Annotated in this window: 15 protein-coding genes; 9 read left to right on the forward strand and 6 right to left on the reverse strand. The window is 62.1% G+C overall.

Features of this window, described 5'->3' with window-relative positions:
- Both DU475_RS06195 and DU475_RS06200 read right to left on the reverse strand, forming a co-directional pair.
- Window positions 1-549 (reverse strand): Plug domain-containing protein (locus tag DU475_RS06195; protein WP_164631354.1); only part of this gene is annotated, 549 nt, incomplete at its 3' end.
- Window positions 546-746: a hypothetical protein gene (locus DU475_RS06200; protein WP_164631293.1), complete on the reverse strand. Its 201-nt coding sequence runs from the start codon at window positions 744-746 to the stop codon at window positions 546-548. The genes DU475_RS06200 and DU475_RS06195, both read right to left, overlap by 4 nt.
- A 200-nt stretch (window positions 747-946) precedes the next feature.
- Between DU475_RS06200 and DU475_RS06205 the strand changes: the two genes are divergently transcribed.
- The 4 genes from DU475_RS06205 to DU475_RS06220 all read left to right on the forward strand — a co-directional run bounded on the left by DU475_RS06205 (window position 947) and on the right by DU475_RS06220 (window position 6046).
- Window positions 947-1651 carry a Crp/Fnr family transcriptional regulator gene (locus DU475_RS06205; RefSeq protein WP_164631295.1) on the forward strand — a complete coding sequence of 235 codons (705 nt, stop codon included), beginning with the start codon at window positions 947-949 and terminating at the stop codon, window positions 1649-1651.
- Window positions 1652-1809: 158 nt separating this feature from the next.
- The gene (locus DU475_RS06210) at window positions 1810-3228 is read left to right on the forward strand and encodes a DUF7986 domain-containing protein (RefSeq protein WP_142884129.1); all 1419 of its coding nucleotides are present in this window, start codon (window positions 1810-1812) and stop codon (window positions 3226-3228) included.
- A 177-nt stretch (window positions 3229-3405) separates the two neighbouring features.
- Window positions 3406-4347, forward strand: a complete 942-nt coding sequence (locus DU475_RS06215) for a sensor domain-containing diguanylate cyclase (RefSeq protein WP_164631297.1) — start codon at window positions 3406-3408, stop codon at window positions 4345-4347.
- A 340-nt stretch (window positions 4348-4687) separates the two neighbouring features.
- Window positions 4688-6046, forward strand: a complete 1359-nt coding sequence (locus tag DU475_RS06220) for a tyrosine-type recombinase/integrase (protein WP_164631298.1) — start codon at window positions 4688-4690, stop codon at window positions 6044-6046.
- 295 nt (window positions 6047-6341) lie between these two features.
- Here DU475_RS06220 and DU475_RS06225 read toward each other — a convergent pair whose 3' ends face one another.
- The 4 genes from DU475_RS06225 to DU475_RS06240 are packed head-to-tail and all read right to left on the reverse strand — an operon-like array spanning window position 6342 to window position 10093.
- Window positions 6342-6995 (reverse strand): PIN domain-containing protein, encoded by a 654-nt coding sequence (locus DU475_RS06225; protein ID WP_164631299.1) that lies wholly within the window; start codon window positions 6993-6995, stop codon window positions 6342-6344.
- Window positions 6970-8145 carry a helix-turn-helix domain-containing protein gene (locus tag DU475_RS06230; RefSeq protein ID WP_164631301.1) on the reverse strand — a complete coding sequence of 392 codons (1176 nt, stop codon included), beginning with the start codon at window positions 8143-8145 and terminating at the stop codon, window positions 6970-6972. The genes DU475_RS06225 and DU475_RS06230 overlap by 26 nt, the downstream gene beginning before the upstream one ends.
- Window positions 8142-9524 carry a 7-cyano-7-deazaguanine synthase gene (locus DU475_RS06235; RefSeq protein WP_164631303.1) on the reverse strand — a complete coding sequence of 461 codons (1383 nt, stop codon included), beginning with the start codon at window positions 9522-9524 and terminating at the stop codon, window positions 8142-8144. Before DU475_RS06235 ends, DU475_RS06230 begins: the two co-directional genes overlap by 4 nt.
- Window positions 9521-10093 (reverse strand): hypothetical protein, encoded by a 573-nt coding sequence (locus DU475_RS06240; protein ID WP_164631305.1) that lies wholly within the window; start codon window positions 10091-10093, stop codon window positions 9521-9523. Before DU475_RS06240 ends, DU475_RS06235 begins: the two co-directional genes overlap by 4 nt.
- Before the next feature lie 220 nt (window positions 10094-10313).
- Between DU475_RS06240 and DU475_RS06245 the strand changes: the two genes are divergently transcribed.
- Genes DU475_RS06245 through DU475_RS06265 form a run of 5 tightly spaced genes read left to right on the forward strand, consistent with a single transcriptional unit; the run spans window position 10314 to window position 15490 of the window.
- Window positions 10314-10907 carry a DUF6088 family protein gene (locus DU475_RS06245; protein ID WP_164631308.1) on the forward strand — a complete coding sequence of 198 codons (594 nt, stop codon included), beginning with the start codon at window positions 10314-10316 and terminating at the stop codon, window positions 10905-10907.
- Window positions 10900-11919, forward strand: a complete 1020-nt coding sequence (locus DU475_RS06250; protein ID WP_164631310.1) for a nucleotidyl transferase AbiEii/AbiGii toxin family protein — start codon at window positions 10900-10902, stop codon at window positions 11917-11919. Before DU475_RS06245 ends, DU475_RS06250 begins: the two co-directional genes overlap by 8 nt.
- A 16-nt stretch (window positions 11920-11935) precedes the next feature.
- Window positions 11936-12817: an AbiJ-NTD4 domain-containing protein gene (locus DU475_RS06255; RefSeq protein WP_164631312.1), complete on the forward strand. Its 882-nt coding sequence runs from the start codon at window positions 11936-11938 to the stop codon at window positions 12815-12817.
- Window positions 12807-14129 carry an AbiJ-related protein gene (locus tag DU475_RS06260; protein ID WP_164631314.1) on the forward strand — a complete coding sequence of 441 codons (1323 nt, stop codon included), beginning with the start codon at window positions 12807-12809 and terminating at the stop codon, window positions 14127-14129. Before DU475_RS06255 ends, DU475_RS06260 begins: the two co-directional genes overlap by 11 nt.
- 50 nt (window positions 14130-14179) lie before the next feature.
- Window positions 14180-15490 carry a hypothetical protein gene (locus DU475_RS06265; protein WP_164631316.1) on the forward strand — a complete coding sequence of 437 codons (1311 nt, stop codon included), beginning with the start codon at window positions 14180-14182 and terminating at the stop codon, window positions 15488-15490.
- Window positions 15491-15498 lie beyond the last annotated feature (8 nt).

Raw genomic sequence — 15498 nt, forward strand, 5'->3', positions numbered from 1 at the left:
GATGTAGGAGCCGTCGGCGCGATTGATCGGCAGGCCGTTGTACAGCACCAGCACGCCGCGCTCGGCAGGGTTCTGCTGCGCCGAGCCGCGCATCTGGATCCGCGGCTGGTCGTTGGCGCCGAGGAAATTCTGGATGATCAGCCCGGGAACGCCGGACAGCGTATTGGCCAGCGTCGGGTTGCCGGCGTTCGGCATGTCCTTCTGCGACACCAGCGCGACGCCGCCCGCCAGCACGTTGAAGCGCTCGCGCACCAGGTCCACGGTCCGGGTTGCGGAAGCCGCCGGCGCGGTGCTGGGCGTCGCGGCCGGCGCGGCGCGGCGCACTACCGATTGCGGACGTGCCGGGCTGCGGACGACTTCACGGCGCTGCTCGACCACGATGGTGTCGAGCGTGATGGTGGCGCCGGGCGTAGCCGATTGCGCAAAGCAAAGCTGGCTGCTCGACGTCAACAGCGCCGCGACCGCGATGGTCGACACCGATCGCCGTCGTGCCCCCGTCTCGACCCCCTCGGTCAAGCCGCGCAATTCCGGATGTGCATCCGCTTTCATTCCCATGCCCCGTCCATTCGATGATCGCCCGTCGTGTCGACGCGCGCAGCGGCGATGTGCTCGCCCTCCTCGCGAACGAAAGACCGGCCGTCCCAGCCGACCCCCGGTGCCGGCAACAGCACAGGGGGGGCGATGACGAGCGATCTTTCGGATGTGATCTCGATGGCAACCCGGCTTTCTCGATCGGCCTCGACCATATCGAGCACGTCCGCGGCGCTGTTTGCTTTCGAGCAAACAACGCGCGACGTCGCACGCGGCGAAGCTGGAAATCCTCGCAACTGTGACATTTATTCACGCGCTGATTAGAGGCCTTCAAAACACAGCCGGTCCGCGTGCTGATAGGAATGGCGGCGTAGGAAACGCCCGACGACAAACGCCGCACATTCACGGGTCGACGATGGAAAAGGGTGTCCTAAGCGCAGCTGCGATGCGGAGTGCGCTGTTCTCGCAATTGCCGGCGACCGAGACGTCGCGGCTGCTGGCGGCGTCGATGCCGCGTCAGTTTCAGCCTGGCCAGGTGTTGTTTCATCAGGGCGACACGCCGGAATATCTGTATCAGATCGTCGCCGGCCTGGTCCGCATCACCCAGATCAACAGCGAAGGCGAGCAGATCACGCTGCGGATCATGCGGCCTGGCGATCTGTGCTGCGTGGCGGCGTTCCGCCAGCCGAGCTATCCGGCGACCGCGACCGCGATCAAGGACACCACGGTGCTGGCGTGGCGCGTCGGTTCGTTCGTGGCGCTCACCCAGCAGAGCCCGGCGATCGCCGACAACGTCGTCTGCATCGCCGGCGATCGCACCCGCGAGATGCTGCAGCGGGCGACCGAGATGACCGGCAAGTGCATCGCACAGCGGATCGCCGCCTCGCTGCTGCGGCTGTCGGTCCAGGCCGGCACCGCGACCGCAGATGGCATTCATATCGAATCTCCGGTGACCCGGGTCGATCTCGCCTCGATGGCCGGGGTCACTTATTTCACCGTGAGCCGCACCCTGAGCGCCTGGCAGAAACAGGGCCTGGTCAGAAGCGGCCGCCACCGCCTGACGATCCTGGACATGGCCCGGATTTCGGAGATCGCCGAGCCGCGGGCTGCCCGGGGGTGAGCCGGACGCAGGGCCTCGCCTTCGAACACCGTTGATATTCCGAGGATTGCGCCAGGACTGCCGACGTTCGGGGTCGAGGCGGCGGCGCGCGCTTGCTAGACTGGCGTGCGACGCGTGGAAACGCGCCTGGATGCAACTTGCGTGATGCGGGTCGAAACATGGCCGACAAGCATATGCTCAGGGGACTGATCAAGCATGCGTTGCGCGATCCGTGGGTCGATCGGTTCGAAGTCGTCCTCGCCAGCCACACCATGCCCGCCTGCGAGGAAGCCGGTGTCGATCTGGACGACGCGGTGTCGATCATCGGCCAGGATCTGTTCGCGAGCACCATATGGGCGTGCGCGTTCGAAGATTTCCTCACCCGGGATTTCGAAGACGGCGGCAACGTTGTCGACGACTATCTCAAGCGCCGCGGCTGGAAGGAAACGGCGTCGGTCCGCGCCTATATCGCGGCGCTGCGCGATTCGACGATGAGTCTCTACGAGGTGAGCGACGTCGTCCGTGACACTTCGTTCCGCGCGCGCGATCTGATCCGCGGCGGCGAGCCGGTTCTGGTCAGCGAGCGGAGCGCGACCCAAACTCTGAAGTGCTGGGATCGGATCGCCGCCCGCATCGTTCAGGTCGGGTCGAAGATGCAGATCAGCGGCGGCGTCCTGCCGTTCGAACGCGAGGTCGCGGAGGCCTTGATCACGGCCTTCAATCAGTTAGGCACTCTCAGCATCGAGGAGCAGAGGGAACTGGCGGAGGAGGCCGGAGAGGAGTTCGACGACGACTTCGACGGCGAGGCCGCACTGGCGGCACTGGCTCCTGCGGAACGACTGCGGCTGGTCGCTCCGATGTTCTCGTCGTTCTGGCTGATCGACGCGATCGATCGGATCGAGTCGGCCCGGCTTCCCGAGCTGCGCAACGCCGAAGGCGACGAGCTGCTGCTGTGCGAGGTGTCGTTTCGGCTCGGTACCGGCATCACCGGCGACGAGATCGGTCGATGCCTGCAGGCGCGCCCGGAGTTTCGTCCGACCAGCGCGACCTCCTGGTCGTGGGTCGGTCAGCGCGAGCGGGGCGGTACGGCCCCGGACGACGACTCGCCTGAAGAAACGCTGATGTTCGAAACCCTGCAGGAGGACGGCATGCTTCAGCTCGGCGAACTTCTGCTGGAGGACGACACGCTGGTGCTCTGCGTCAACTCGCAGCAGCGTTGCAACCGTGGCTGCGCGCTGCTGACCGAGATCCTCGGCCCCCGCGTCGGCCTGCCTCTGATCAGGACGGAGGCGGTCGAGGAAATGCTGGAGTCGAGCCGCGCCGCAATGCCGACCCCCGACGAGATCCCCGAACACGAGCGGCGCGCCGTCGTCCACCAGCATCTGGAGCGGCACTATCGCGAGGTGCTCGATCAACCCGTCGCCATGCTCGACGGACAGACGCCGAGACAGGCTGTCGAAGATGAAAGCGGGCGGGCGAAAGTCGTCGATTGGCTGAAGCTGATCGAAAATCGGACGGCGAAATCCGATGGTCCGATGGCGGATTACGATTTCGGCTGGCTCTGGGCCGAATTGGGCGTCGCAAACCTGCGGCGATGAACGGGGCTCCGCCTGCTCGGCCCAAATCGGCGACGCCGCGGATCGTCCGGCAGCGCCGCGCCAACGTTCGACCGCCGCCGTTTCGGACCGATGCCGGCCGGCATATAGAGTTCATTAACACCGCCGTCCTAGTCCTAAAGTTGGTAGATGAAGTCGTGAGATGCTGCCGGATCGCCGATGAGGAAAGACCCTGCTGCCTCGCTTTTCCCAGACGAAGCACGCGTAAGGCTCTATGACGAGGCTCTGAACGCCGCTCGGATCGGCGCCTGGGAGTGCGACCTCGACACCGAGCGCCTGAGCTGGACGTCGGGCGTCTATGCCTTGTTCGGCTATCCGGTCGGCAATCCGCTGCGGCGCGCCAGCATCGTCGATCTGTATGTCGACGAATCCCGGCGCCACATGGAGCTCGCCCGCGCCGAGGCGATCAGGACCGGCTGCCCGATCACGCTCGATACCGAGATCAGGACGTGGCGCGGCGAAGCGCGCTGGATGCGGTTGTCGATCAACGCGGCACGAGAGAACGGCCGGACGGTTCGGGTGTTCGGCTGCAAGCAGGACGTCACCGCCGACCGGCTGTCGATCGAACAGCTCCGGCGGCAGGCCGAAACCGATCCGCTCACCGGGCTCGCCAATCGCGCGATGTTTCAGGCGCGCTATCGCGAGGTGGTGGACGACAGCCTCAATCACGGCTTCGCCTCGGCGCTGGTGCTGATCGACCTCGACGGCTTCAAGGAGCTCAACGACACGCTCGGTCATCTGGCCGGCGACGCATGTCTGTGCGAGGTCGCGCAGCGCCTGCGGCGGGCGTTCCACAACGCCGGTCTGATCAGCCGTCTCGGCGGCGACGAATTCTCCATTATCCTGCGGGCGCCGACCGATCCGGCGCGGATCGCAGAGGTGCTGCAGCGGACCATCGTGATGCTCAGCCGCCCGCTGTTCTGGAACGGTCATCGGATCGCGGTCAGCGCCTCAATCGGCGCCGCCCTGATCGGCCGCCCGCATCGCAGGCGGATCGCCGACCTGTTCGAAGAAGCCGACCTCGCGCTGTATCAGGCCAAAGCTGCGGGCCGGAATCGCGTGCACCTGATCGGGGATCAGGCGCGGAGCAGGGCGGCCTAGGGGCGGCCGTCGGCCGGGCCCACACGCGCCGCTTTGCCTACGAGCCGCTTTGCATCCGCAGGCGCACGCAGCCTCGGTTTTCAGAGATGGGATTGGGAGGTCGCCAAATGTGGCTGCGCAGAGCCAGGCTGGCGCACCCGACACGATTCGAACGTGTGACCTTTGCCTTCGGAGGGATGTAGTCAAGCGCGTGGGTTAGCGCGGCCGCTCTGCCCTGCCTAAAGCGCTAAGACGAAAGACGAATCTCGCCAACGAGTCAGACTGGGGAAGCGGCACTTCGTCGCTCCTCGTTCCCGGCGCTTCCTTGGCGCGTTCGCCCGGAGAAAGCCACTCGCCACACATGCCAAAACTTACCAAACGTACTGCGGATTCCGCCAAGCCGCGGGAGAAGGATTACTTCATTTGGGACGACGAACTGCCTGGCCTGGGGCTCCGGGTGTATACCTCGGGCAAGCGCAGCTATGTCATTCATTACAGGTTTGCCGGCCGCTCTCGCCGGTTCACCATCGGGCTACATGGATTCTGGACGCCCGAGCTTGCGCGGCAGGAGGCAAGAGTCCTCTTCGGCAAGATCGCGTGTGGCGAAGACCCATCGGAACAGCGGCAACTCAACCATAAGGCCATAACGGTCAAGGAACTGTGCGGGTTCTATCTCGAGGACCTGAACGCCGGCTTGATCATGGGCAAAGGTGGACGGCCGAAGAAGCGGACAACCATCGTCAGCGACCTCGGCCGAATCCGCCGTCACATCATTCCGCTGGTCGGGACGCGGCGGGTGAAGGAACTTACCAAGGCGGATATAAATAAGGTCTTGAAGGATGTCATAGCCGGTAAAACCAATGGCAGTTTCAAGACAGGAAAATTACGGGGCAAATCCATCGTCCGAGGCGGCATAGGAGCAGCCTCGCGTACCGTCGGGCTTCTCAGCGGTATACTGACTTACGCGGTCGAAGCCGGAATCATAGATGCCAACCCCGCGCACGGGGTTCGACGGCCAAAGGATAACATTCGCAGCCGTCGTCTTAGCGACGCCGAGTATCGAACCCTCGGCTCCATCCTCCGTGCGGCGGGCAAGAACAACAGATATAGGATGACGGTGGAGATCATCCGACAACTCGCGCTGACCGGCTGTCGCCGGTCGGAGATGCTGGCGCTCCGCTGGGAGGAAGTCGATCTCGAAGCAAGCTGTTTGCGGCTCGCCGACAGTAAGGAGGGAGCGTCTGTCCGACCGATCGGCTTGCCTGTCGTGGAATACCTCGAGGAGCGCGGCGCGAAAATTTCAAAGACCTACGTCTTCCCAGGAAGCGAGGATGGCAACTCGTTCGGCAGCTTTCCCAATCACTGGGAGAAAATTTTCCTGAACACGGCCTTGGCGGATGTCACACCGCATGTCCTTCGGCATAGCTTTGCGAGTGTAGCCAATGACCTGGGGTTTACCGAGGCCACCATCGCAACATTGATCGGCCACTCACGAGGCTCCGTCACCAGCAAATATATCCATACGCTGGACGCGGCGCTGATCATGGCGGCCGATACGATCTCCGGCTACATCGAAGGCCTCCTTGACGGCGTGGAGTTCAAGCAGACGTCCTATGCGCTCGACCGTGGGGCCAGGAAGGCGACTTTGGCTCGTTTCCTGAAGAAGATGAGCAATGCGTCAGATGATGAGCTGATTCCAGTTGAGCATTTGGCGGCATAACTCAGAATCGACATTCCCGCCCCGAAGCGCGTCTAGGCCTTGGCAGCATGCTGGCCGATTATATCCGCCGCGTCGGTCTGACGGATGAGGACGTCGATGCGTGTGAGCAGACCCGCGACAGGAGGCCCGTCGAACTCCACTTCTTGTAGATTCTCGCGCGCATTGATGGCTCTGCTAAGCGTTCCGAACAGTCCATCGTCGTCGTGCCCGCTGCCTTATTGGATCAATCGGCGATGCTGATGCAGAGCATGGAAGTCGATCTTGACGCCGAGATCGAAGGGAACGTCTCGCTATATCAATACTCGGCCACGGCACGGGTCAGTTCATTGGGCGCACCTGCGAGACGTTTTGCAATCCGTCTTAAGCTCGAACACGCCTCGACATTCTCCGCTCCGATGACCCGAGCAATCCAATCGAACTGATGTTCTCGAACTTGCATTCTGGTGAGCTGAAGCGCCCGGAGCGTTGCATTGGCTAATCGAGCATCCCCAAGTGATGTCTGGACGGTATCGTGTGCGAGAATATCGACCGTAGTGACGATTTTGAGAGATTCGAAGCGCTCTGCTGCAAGGCGCGTTGCCTTCTTCTCGTCGATTGCTGCCAAACACCCCATCCTATGCGCGAAGGCAAGCGTTGCGGCCTCGCCGTCACCAAGCGATTCCGACGAACTGCCTGACACGAGTTCGAAGAAAATTTCTAGAGCATCGCCTTCAAGCTCAGCAACGCCGACAACCCGGCCGTCTATCATGTGCGTCAGCAGATCAAATTCATGACGACCGTTCACAGCTCCACGCTCGATCTCGCGGATGACGTTGTCGGCAACGACTATCGGCCTAGCCAATGCCTTTAGAATTGGAATTGGCTGGCCCGTCGCTAGTAGGTTGATCACGACACTCGCATCAAGCACGAGCGCGCTGTCGTCATCAGTGAGGCAGCTTGAAAAGGTCATCCGCCTCATCCTCTTCCGCCGCCGCTTCGTCGAGGAGTTCGCGAACTTGAGTCCGCCCAAGCCTCAGCATCTCTGACATCTGCCCTTCACTGATAAGGCCCTTTTTCCATGCATCGATTGCGAGCAGGAAAAGCCGCGACGATTGCGCGCTGTCGACGATGGAGGCTTCATATGCCGCTGGGCCAAGGACCTGCCGGACCTGCTCGTCGGTGATATTCCCATTGTCCTTGAACCAATCCCACGTACCTTTTTTCGTTAAGCCAAGTTCTTCCAGCCGCATGACCATGGCCTGACGCGAGACACCAAAGAAGTTGGCGAGGAGGATGACGTGACGGCGGGTGAGATGGGCGGATCCGGTCGTTAGCTCCTTGAATTTTTCCATCACGGCGCGCGCCGGCGTTAGGAAAGCTCGCCCGAACGCATTGGCGTAACGCTCATCCCGCGAATTGTCATGCTTCTCGTCCTGATAAACCTCCGGCTGTCTGCGCGTCGCCGTGAAGTGTCCGAGTTCGTGTGCGCCCGTCTGGGTCCGCCGGTCTTTCCTATGACCCGAGTTGATGAGGATGCAGGCGCCGACAGCGTCGTCGTACGCAAACAGTCCCGAAACTTTGGGAGCGAGCTTGCGGCTATAGAGCCTCACTCCGAGCTGGAGTTCCATGATCGCGAATAGATTTTGTACCGGGCCTTCCCCGAGTCCGAGCCAATTCCGTAAATTCTGCGCGTCGTGCTCCGCCTGCGTGCGCACGTCACCGGGTAGGATCGTCTTCTCCGTCGGATAATTGTGCGTCCGTTGGACGCCCAGAATGTTCTCGAGCTCAACCTCGGCCCTGACGAGATCATTCAGGACCCGCGCAGCCTGATCGATATCGGCGTCGCCAGTCTCCGGAAGCGAGCGGAAGCGCGGAACAAGGTCTACATGGACAGACTCGCGCCGCAGCAGCGAATTCACCGACACGCCATAACAGCGGCTGAGCGCTTGCAGCTCGTCTATGCGTGCACTGCGTTGCCCCTTCTCAATGGCGACAAGCGTCGTGCGAGCGATGCCGGCAGCCTTTGCACCGGCATCCTGAGTCACATTCGCGGTCTCCCGCGCGACCTTAAGTCTCGCTCCCAGCTCCGCCGGACTCAGCTTGTCAGTTAGCGTGGTCATGATGCGGTATCTATCCATTTCCTTACGAACGATCCTGCTCCCAGATCATTCGTGAACGCCGACCATTCCGTGGCATGCTGTTGCAGAAGCCGGTCGAGGCCATCGGCAACCACGTCTGGTGGCTGCGCCAGTGCGCGGGCGAGTTCATTCGTCGCGCGGCGCTTAAGCAAGTCGTACTGCACGGAATCTCGGATTGAGGCGAAGTGCTCGAAATGGAGCACCCCCGCCAGCGCATACTCACGCAGGGCCTGCGTGATGTGATTGAATTCTCGTGCAGCCCCTTCCTCAAACGTCGGAGCCTTCAGCGTCTCCCATACATAATTTTCGTTGGGTTCTCTCAAGCCGGCGGCATGAACGCTCAAGCGGCGCAGCATGCATGCCGCGCAGATGCCGCATTGCCGCCGCGTCCCTCCTACAGAGGCCTGCCGCGACTGCTGCCAGCAGGACCGGGTCTCGGCCCATTTCGCCGCTTCAACCCCGCAACTGTCGACGAATTCCCGAAGCGTCTCGCCCTTCGTCATCCAGAGCCGGGGGAATTTGTAGCGGAGGCGATGTCCAAACAGGGCATCGACGAACTTCTCCATCAAGACAGTGAAAGCCGGGTGATTGCGGTAATCTGCATAGCCCTGTCCAACGGGAAGCATCGCCGGCGCAAGAGCGCCTTGTCCGCTTTCAGGTACGATCACAGACGGCGCATTGATCAGGTAGGCGGCAATGGCGGCCACCACGCTGAACTTGAACCCCCGGCTTCGCGCGCTGGTCTCCGCATTATTGCCGTCCAAGGCGACCTCGTACGGCAGTGCTGCGAATGGAACATAAGGCCGCGCCTTCCTCGGTCTGTCATGGCGTTTAGTGCCTACTCTCACTCGCACCAGCCGATGGCCGAGACGCTTACGCTCGATCCCGTCGACCGCGCGCGAATCCATTCCTTCGCTGTAGGCGATGACAGCCTCGGCGTCCTGAGGAAATTCCATGCGGCTCTGGCCAGGCGTTTCCGCGGGCGATCTGCGAGGGCCGAACTCGAAATGCCAATCATCGCCCGTGAGAAGATTCAAAGCCTCAATGAGCGTTCGCGTGACCGTCCGGTCCGACCAGCGGGTCGGATCGTGGACCGGCACACGCAAACGGAAACAACGGCCCCAGTTCATTGCGCTGCGGCCAAGACTGCGGTCGCAGAATTCAACTGCAGCCGCAACAACGAGAGCGTCGTAAACAACGGCTTGCCAGTTGGTCGATGAGAACGACTCTAGAATTTCAGTATCGAAATCGATGTGCCGTTCGAGTACGCAAGCGATAGCGCCCCTGCGTGGGCGTCCGCCGCGTTCGATAACATCGACGGCCAGTTCCTTGAGTTCGAGAAATCGTGCGGCAGCGCTCATGGCAGCGGGACCCCATCGTTGATTTCGGTTCTTTTGCGGGGGGCACGCGAAACAGCAGGCTGCGGGTCGACCAATATCGAACCGAGCTTGCCCTCAGACAGTCCGGAGATCGCACTATTCAGTCTTGCGCTCACGCTGTCTGCGCGCCTCTGGTTCGACTCGCGCAAATAGTGCTCTTCCACCGACCTCGTATTTGCGAAACCTCTTTCTTTTGCGGCAAGGCCGACGGCGTCGTAGAGCGCCTGTTTATCTAATCGACCTTCATGCACGAGCTGGATGCTCCAGGCGACAGCATTCGTGCCAAACACCGATCCCGCAGCCAACGCCCTCGCCTCTTCAAGCTGCTGAAGAGCAAGCTCGGGAATGCCCAGGGAATTGTCGCGCCGGGTGAAAATGTCCTTCAAAGCGCTGAGCAACCGCCCAGAGACCTCGTTCTTGAAGTCGCTGGCGAGCGCGTGCGTAGCGGCGTCCGCTACCTGCTCGGAGTCGTACGTGAGCTGGTCGCCGCGTTTGGCCAGCTCCTTCCAGGCTCTTCGCATTGGCAGGCTTCTATGCGGTCCGTCGCTCATTGCCGACCTCCGATGTCAGATATATGATTTAAAAATCCGACAATGTCAAATCGAGCGAACGCCTCTCAAACGTCGAGCCCCGCGGGTTTCGTGCCGCCGAGATGAACGGCTCGGCCGTAGAGGAGGACCTTCCCCTTCTGGGAGAGCCGGTTCGGTCCACGCCGCAGCTGAGGTTGAAAACTGTCAGAAAACTGCGTATATTTCTGACAGGAGAATTGTAGTGCAGCGACTGACCGAACAGATTCTGGCGCATACGGAAAGCCTGCCCGAGGGCGCGCCGATCGCAGCCAAAGGCCTCCTCCATCTCGGCAATCGCGCCGCGGTGGACCAGGCCTTGTCGCGACTGGCTGAGCGTGGCCGGCTGATGCGTGCCGGGCGCGGCGTCTATTTGCGCCCGGTTTCGAGCCGGTTCGGCGTCCGCGCGCCCTCCGTCGAGAAGGCTGTCGAGGCGCTCGCGCTCCAGCGCGGCGAAACCATCGTGTCGAACGGGGCTGCCGCCGCAAACACGCTCGGCCTCACGACACAGGTGCCAGTCCGGTCGGTCTATCTGACATCGGGCCGTAGCCGGACGATGAATCTGGGCCAGCAGGTCGTCGAGCTGCGGCATGCGCCGCGCTGGCAGTTGGCGCTGGCCGATCGGCCCGCCGGACAGGCCGTGCGTGCGCTCGCCTGGCTGGGGCCGGAAAAGGCAGAAGCCGCCTTGAAGACGTTGAAGCGCAAGTTGCCGTCTTCCACGTTCGGCGAACTCGTCGCGGCCGCGCCCCAGCTACCGAGCTGGCTCGCCAGGACGGTGGGCAAGGTCGCGCATGGCTGAGGCGTTCCTCACATTGTCGACGGACGATCGGCGCGAGGCTCTGGCCGTCGCCGCCGATCGATCCGGCCGCCCGCTCCATCTGCTGGAGAAAGATGTGTGGGTCGTCTGGACCCTCGCAACGCTGTTCGGGTCCGACCTTGGCGAGCATCTCGTGTTCAAGGGCGGCACGTCGCTGTCGAAGGCATATCACGTCATCCGGCGGTTTTCCGAAGACGTGGATCTCACCTACGACATCCGCGCCATCGCCCCCGACCTGGTGGGCGAGAACGGCGAGGCCCTGCCGAAAAACCGCAGCGAGGAGAAGCGATGGTCGAAGGCCGTCCGGCACCGCCTGCCCGAGTGGGTCAGTGGAACGGTCCAGCCTCTTCTTGCCGGCGCCATCGACGCGCAATCGCTGCCCGCGACGCTCAGGGTCGAAGCCGACAAGCTGTTCGTCGACTATGAGGCGGCCGCTGCGGGATCGGGCTATGTGGCTCCGAGCGTGATGCTGGAGTTCGGCGCCCGCTCGACCGGCGAGCCGGCCAGCCCGCGCGATGTTGTGTGCGACGCGGCCGGACTGATCGAGGGCATCGAATTTCCGACAGCGCAGCCGCGGGTGATGCATGCCGAGCGGACCTTCTGGGAGAAGGCGACGGCGATACACGTCTTCTGCCTTCAGGAACGGCTTCGCGGCGAACGCTTCGCCCGCCATTGGCATGACGTTGTTCGACTGGATGATGCGGGAATCGCCACTGCCGCAATGTCCGACCGCGACCTCGCCGGTACGGTTGCTCGCCACAAGAGCATGTTCTTCGTGGAGAAGGCGGCCGATGGCGAGGTCATCGACTACGAAGCCGCCGTCGGCCGGAAACTACAGCTCGCTCCAAGCGGTGAAGCGCGCGCGGCCTTGGCTACAGACTATGCGCGCATGGTCGAAGACGGGTTGCTGCTCGAAGATGCCGAGCCGTTCGAGGCGTTGATTGAACGATGTGCAGACATAGCAAAGCGGGTAAACCGCGCGGCAAAGGGATGATATTTGGGGGAAACGGGTGTCTACCTATTTTACGGATCGTGAATACGGAACACGGCCCCAAACAATCGATGTCATCGATGAGCGCTTGTGGGCCGGCCTCTACAGCTTGATCCAGACGGGAATTGGCAACGGCTCATTTGGCCTGCGCTTTCCGGAACAATGCCCTGACGGGAATGGTCCGTGCGGGTGTGACGAGCGGGCCTTCCGCCAAGTGTTGGGCGCCGAGGTGCCGTGGATCGAATGGCCGCTCTCCCCGAGCAACGTTCCCGACACGCCGGTGATCCTCGATCTGCTCGAGTTCTGCGCCAGCGCCGTGGGTGAGCCGATTCAGGGCGCTTATCATTCTTATTACCGGCACCATCACTTAAGTTGGGATCGAGACGCCGGCCTTGCGCGATTTGTGGCGGACGTGAACCTCTTGTTTCGCCGGAACGCTGTCGCCTATGAGCTGACGGCGACCGGACAGGCTCGCCGCCTTCTTCCGCAGGCGATCGCCAATACGATTGGCTGGGCCTTGTTTCACACCGGCGACGCGGAGACCGACAGGCTACTTGAAGCCGCACGACAGCGGATCCTCTCACCAAAGCCCGACGATCGCCGCGATGCGCTCGAAAAACTGTGGGATGCGTTCGAGCGACTGAAGACGCTGGAGCCGGGGGCCGACAAGCGCGAGCAGGCCGATGCACTGCTCGATCGTGTCGCCGCGTCGGGCACCGGTTTTCGCCAAGCGCTCGGGCGCGAAGCCGCCGAACTGACCAAAATCGGTAATAGCTTTCGCATTCGTCACTCTGAGACGACGCAGGAAGCGCTGACCTCTCTCGATCAAGTCGACTACCTTTTCACCCGCATGTTCGCATTCGTGCGCGTGATCCTGAAGGGAACAAGCCGTGGCGGGTGACCTCTATGGGCTCGTCGCTGGCCTCCTTCAGGGGATGACCCACGCTCAGCTCAGCGAGGAGCCGCAGCGGGTCGCAGGGCTGGTCGTGCCTTATGAGGAGGGCTTGTCAAAGCGGCAGCGTGTCGAAAAAGCGCTGGCGAACCTGACACAGGAGCAATTGGCGCACCTTGCGCTGAAATTTGGCGCGGATCGTTGCGGCATCCCTCTCGATGAAGCGGGCCGCAAGGTACTCGAGGCAAACGACCCGCCTCTAACTCACATCACACGACGAGACGTCGCACGCGCCCTCGGAGACGATCTCGCCGGCGAGCGCGGCACGGTGGAAGTCGTTGGACGCTATTTCGTCCTTTCCACACCGATTGAGGATTTCCTCGGAAGCCGCGGGCAAAGCCTGCGTGACCAAATCGACCGATATATGGATCGGAATCCGGGCGACTGGTCGGTCGAAGATTTATTTAGCGAAATCGGCGCATTCGACTGCTCTAGGGCCAGGTTCGGCGCACTGCTCGAAGAAGCCGTTCATCCGCTTTCCCGGTCTGGAGACGATCAGACGGGGATGGTCATCGCCCTCAACAAGATTCTCGCGCGCGACGGATACGAGCTCGTGCAGGAAGGCGAACTCTCCGGTCACCCTATCTTCGGCTTCCATCCTATCCTGCGTGGTGTCGCCGGCCGACCCAAAAATTTGATCTTTGCCTCGCGAGGACCGAAGCCGGAGATTGGTTTCGCCGATGCGATCAACAACGACATCGTCATTCTGTCTGGCGAAGAGAGTTGCCTGGTCTACGACCGGCCGATCGGCGCGAGCGGCCTTCTGTGGTCGGAACTCGTTTCCTGGTGGGGCGAGCTTACGACGCGGGCTGATGCCGCGAAACTCGGAGCTCGCCTCCAGGAATCCCTGGCCTCGGACGCGGAACGCAAGCTTTTTGCGACCTACTTCAAGGCCTATCGGTCCGCCCTCGGCGAGGCGCTGCCCGCGCTCCTGCCACAGGTCTACCTTCACTATGATCCTGCCATCGTGAAAACCCTGCGCCACCGGCTTCCGCTACCGCGGCAGCGCATGGACTTCTTGATGCTGCTTCCCAACCGGCAGCGCATCGTGATCGAGGTCGACGGCAAGCATCACTTCTCGGAAAACGACCTTCCTTCATTGAAGGTCTACGCCGACATGGTGTCGGCCGACCGCGAGCTGCGCCTTGCCGGATACGAGGTCTATCGGTTTGGCGCAAATGAGCTGGTCGGCGACGGCGCCGATGCGAGGATCACCGATTTCTTCGACAAACTTTTTCGTCTGCATCGTATTCGGCAGTGAACTTGCTCGCTGATGCACCACGACGCACGGCGATCTGTAGGGGGTAGCAATTGACGACGACGATATTCTGGTCCTGGCAAAGTGATCGCGACCCGAAGTTGCACCACTATTTTGTCCGCGACGCGCTGAAGGATGCCTGTAAGCTCATTGCCATTGACCCTGACTATGAGGAGGCGGTGCGACCCGAGGTCGATCACGATACCAAGAATGTCGCAGGAACCCCTGACATCACGAAGACGATCCTGGACAAAATAGCCAAGGCCAATGTGTTCGTCGCCGATATGACCCCGGTCGGGGTAACCGATCCTGCGGCGCTTCAGCCGCACACGGCCGCAGACAAGCGTTCAGAGCCGAAGCATCTGCAAAACCCGAACGTAATGTCCGAGCTTGGCTATGCGGAACATGCGCTCTCGCAGGGCCGCATCATTCTGGTGGCGAACGGCGCGCACTATCCCGGTCCTGTGGCGCTCCCCTTTGACTGGCGTCACCGTAGCGGCGCCAAAGTCTATCACCTGAAGGACGGCGCCACGAAGGAAGAGATCAAGGCCGAGAGGAAGCGTTTCGCCGAGGTTCTGAAGAGCTGCATTGTGCCCATCCTGGCCGAGCAAGCGCCGGCAAAGACGCCCATGCTGCCCATCTCATGGCAGGCACCGAGCGATAGCGATCCGGCCATCTGGCCGGCGGCGGCGAAGAAGCTTGAGTTTCGCAACAATGCGATGGGGGAGCCGCAGCGCAGTGTTGAGCTGCGGGACGGGACCCGAATCTTTGCACGCATCGCTCCGCGCGAATGGTCGGTGCCTGCCAGGGTCGAGCTCGAACAGCGGATTTCAGACGTAGGGTTGAACATTCGCGGACGAGATGGCGACTGGGGTCTCAATGGCGACGGCGCATTGTCGGTCTCGGGCCACATCTCAGGCGCGCGCAACGACATGATCGTCACCAACGCGACGCAATGGTTTCAGTCAAACGGTGAGCTTTGGGCGGTCAACAACAACTGTTTCGCCGAGAACAGCGGCGGCCAGGTTTTCGCATCGGCGCTGCCGTTCACACCGCTCGATGAGTTCCTCGGCAAAGGCGTCGCCGCCATCAGAGCGATGGGTGGCAAGGGCCCGATCGGAATTAAGCTTGGTGCCGGTGATCTGACCGACACTGTCTTGCCTGGAGAATATCGATCGCAACGGTTCCCGGCTGTCAGTGCATGGGTGGACGTGGACGAAGAGCGGGAGACATGGACGCCGGAGGAGCGTCGCGCGCTGCTGTTCCGATTCTGGAACGCTCTGATGGACGCCTACGGTCGGCCACCTGCACGCTCCATTACAGAGTTCGAGCAAGCTGCTGCGATAGCGCCGCTCTCGAAATAGGCGGCGGG

This window comes from Rhodopseudomonas sp. WA056 (genome assembly GCF_010906995.1).
GTDB classification, from domain to species: Bacteria; Pseudomonadota; Alphaproteobacteria; order Rhizobiales; family Xanthobacteraceae; genus Rhodopseudomonas; species Rhodopseudomonas palustris_G.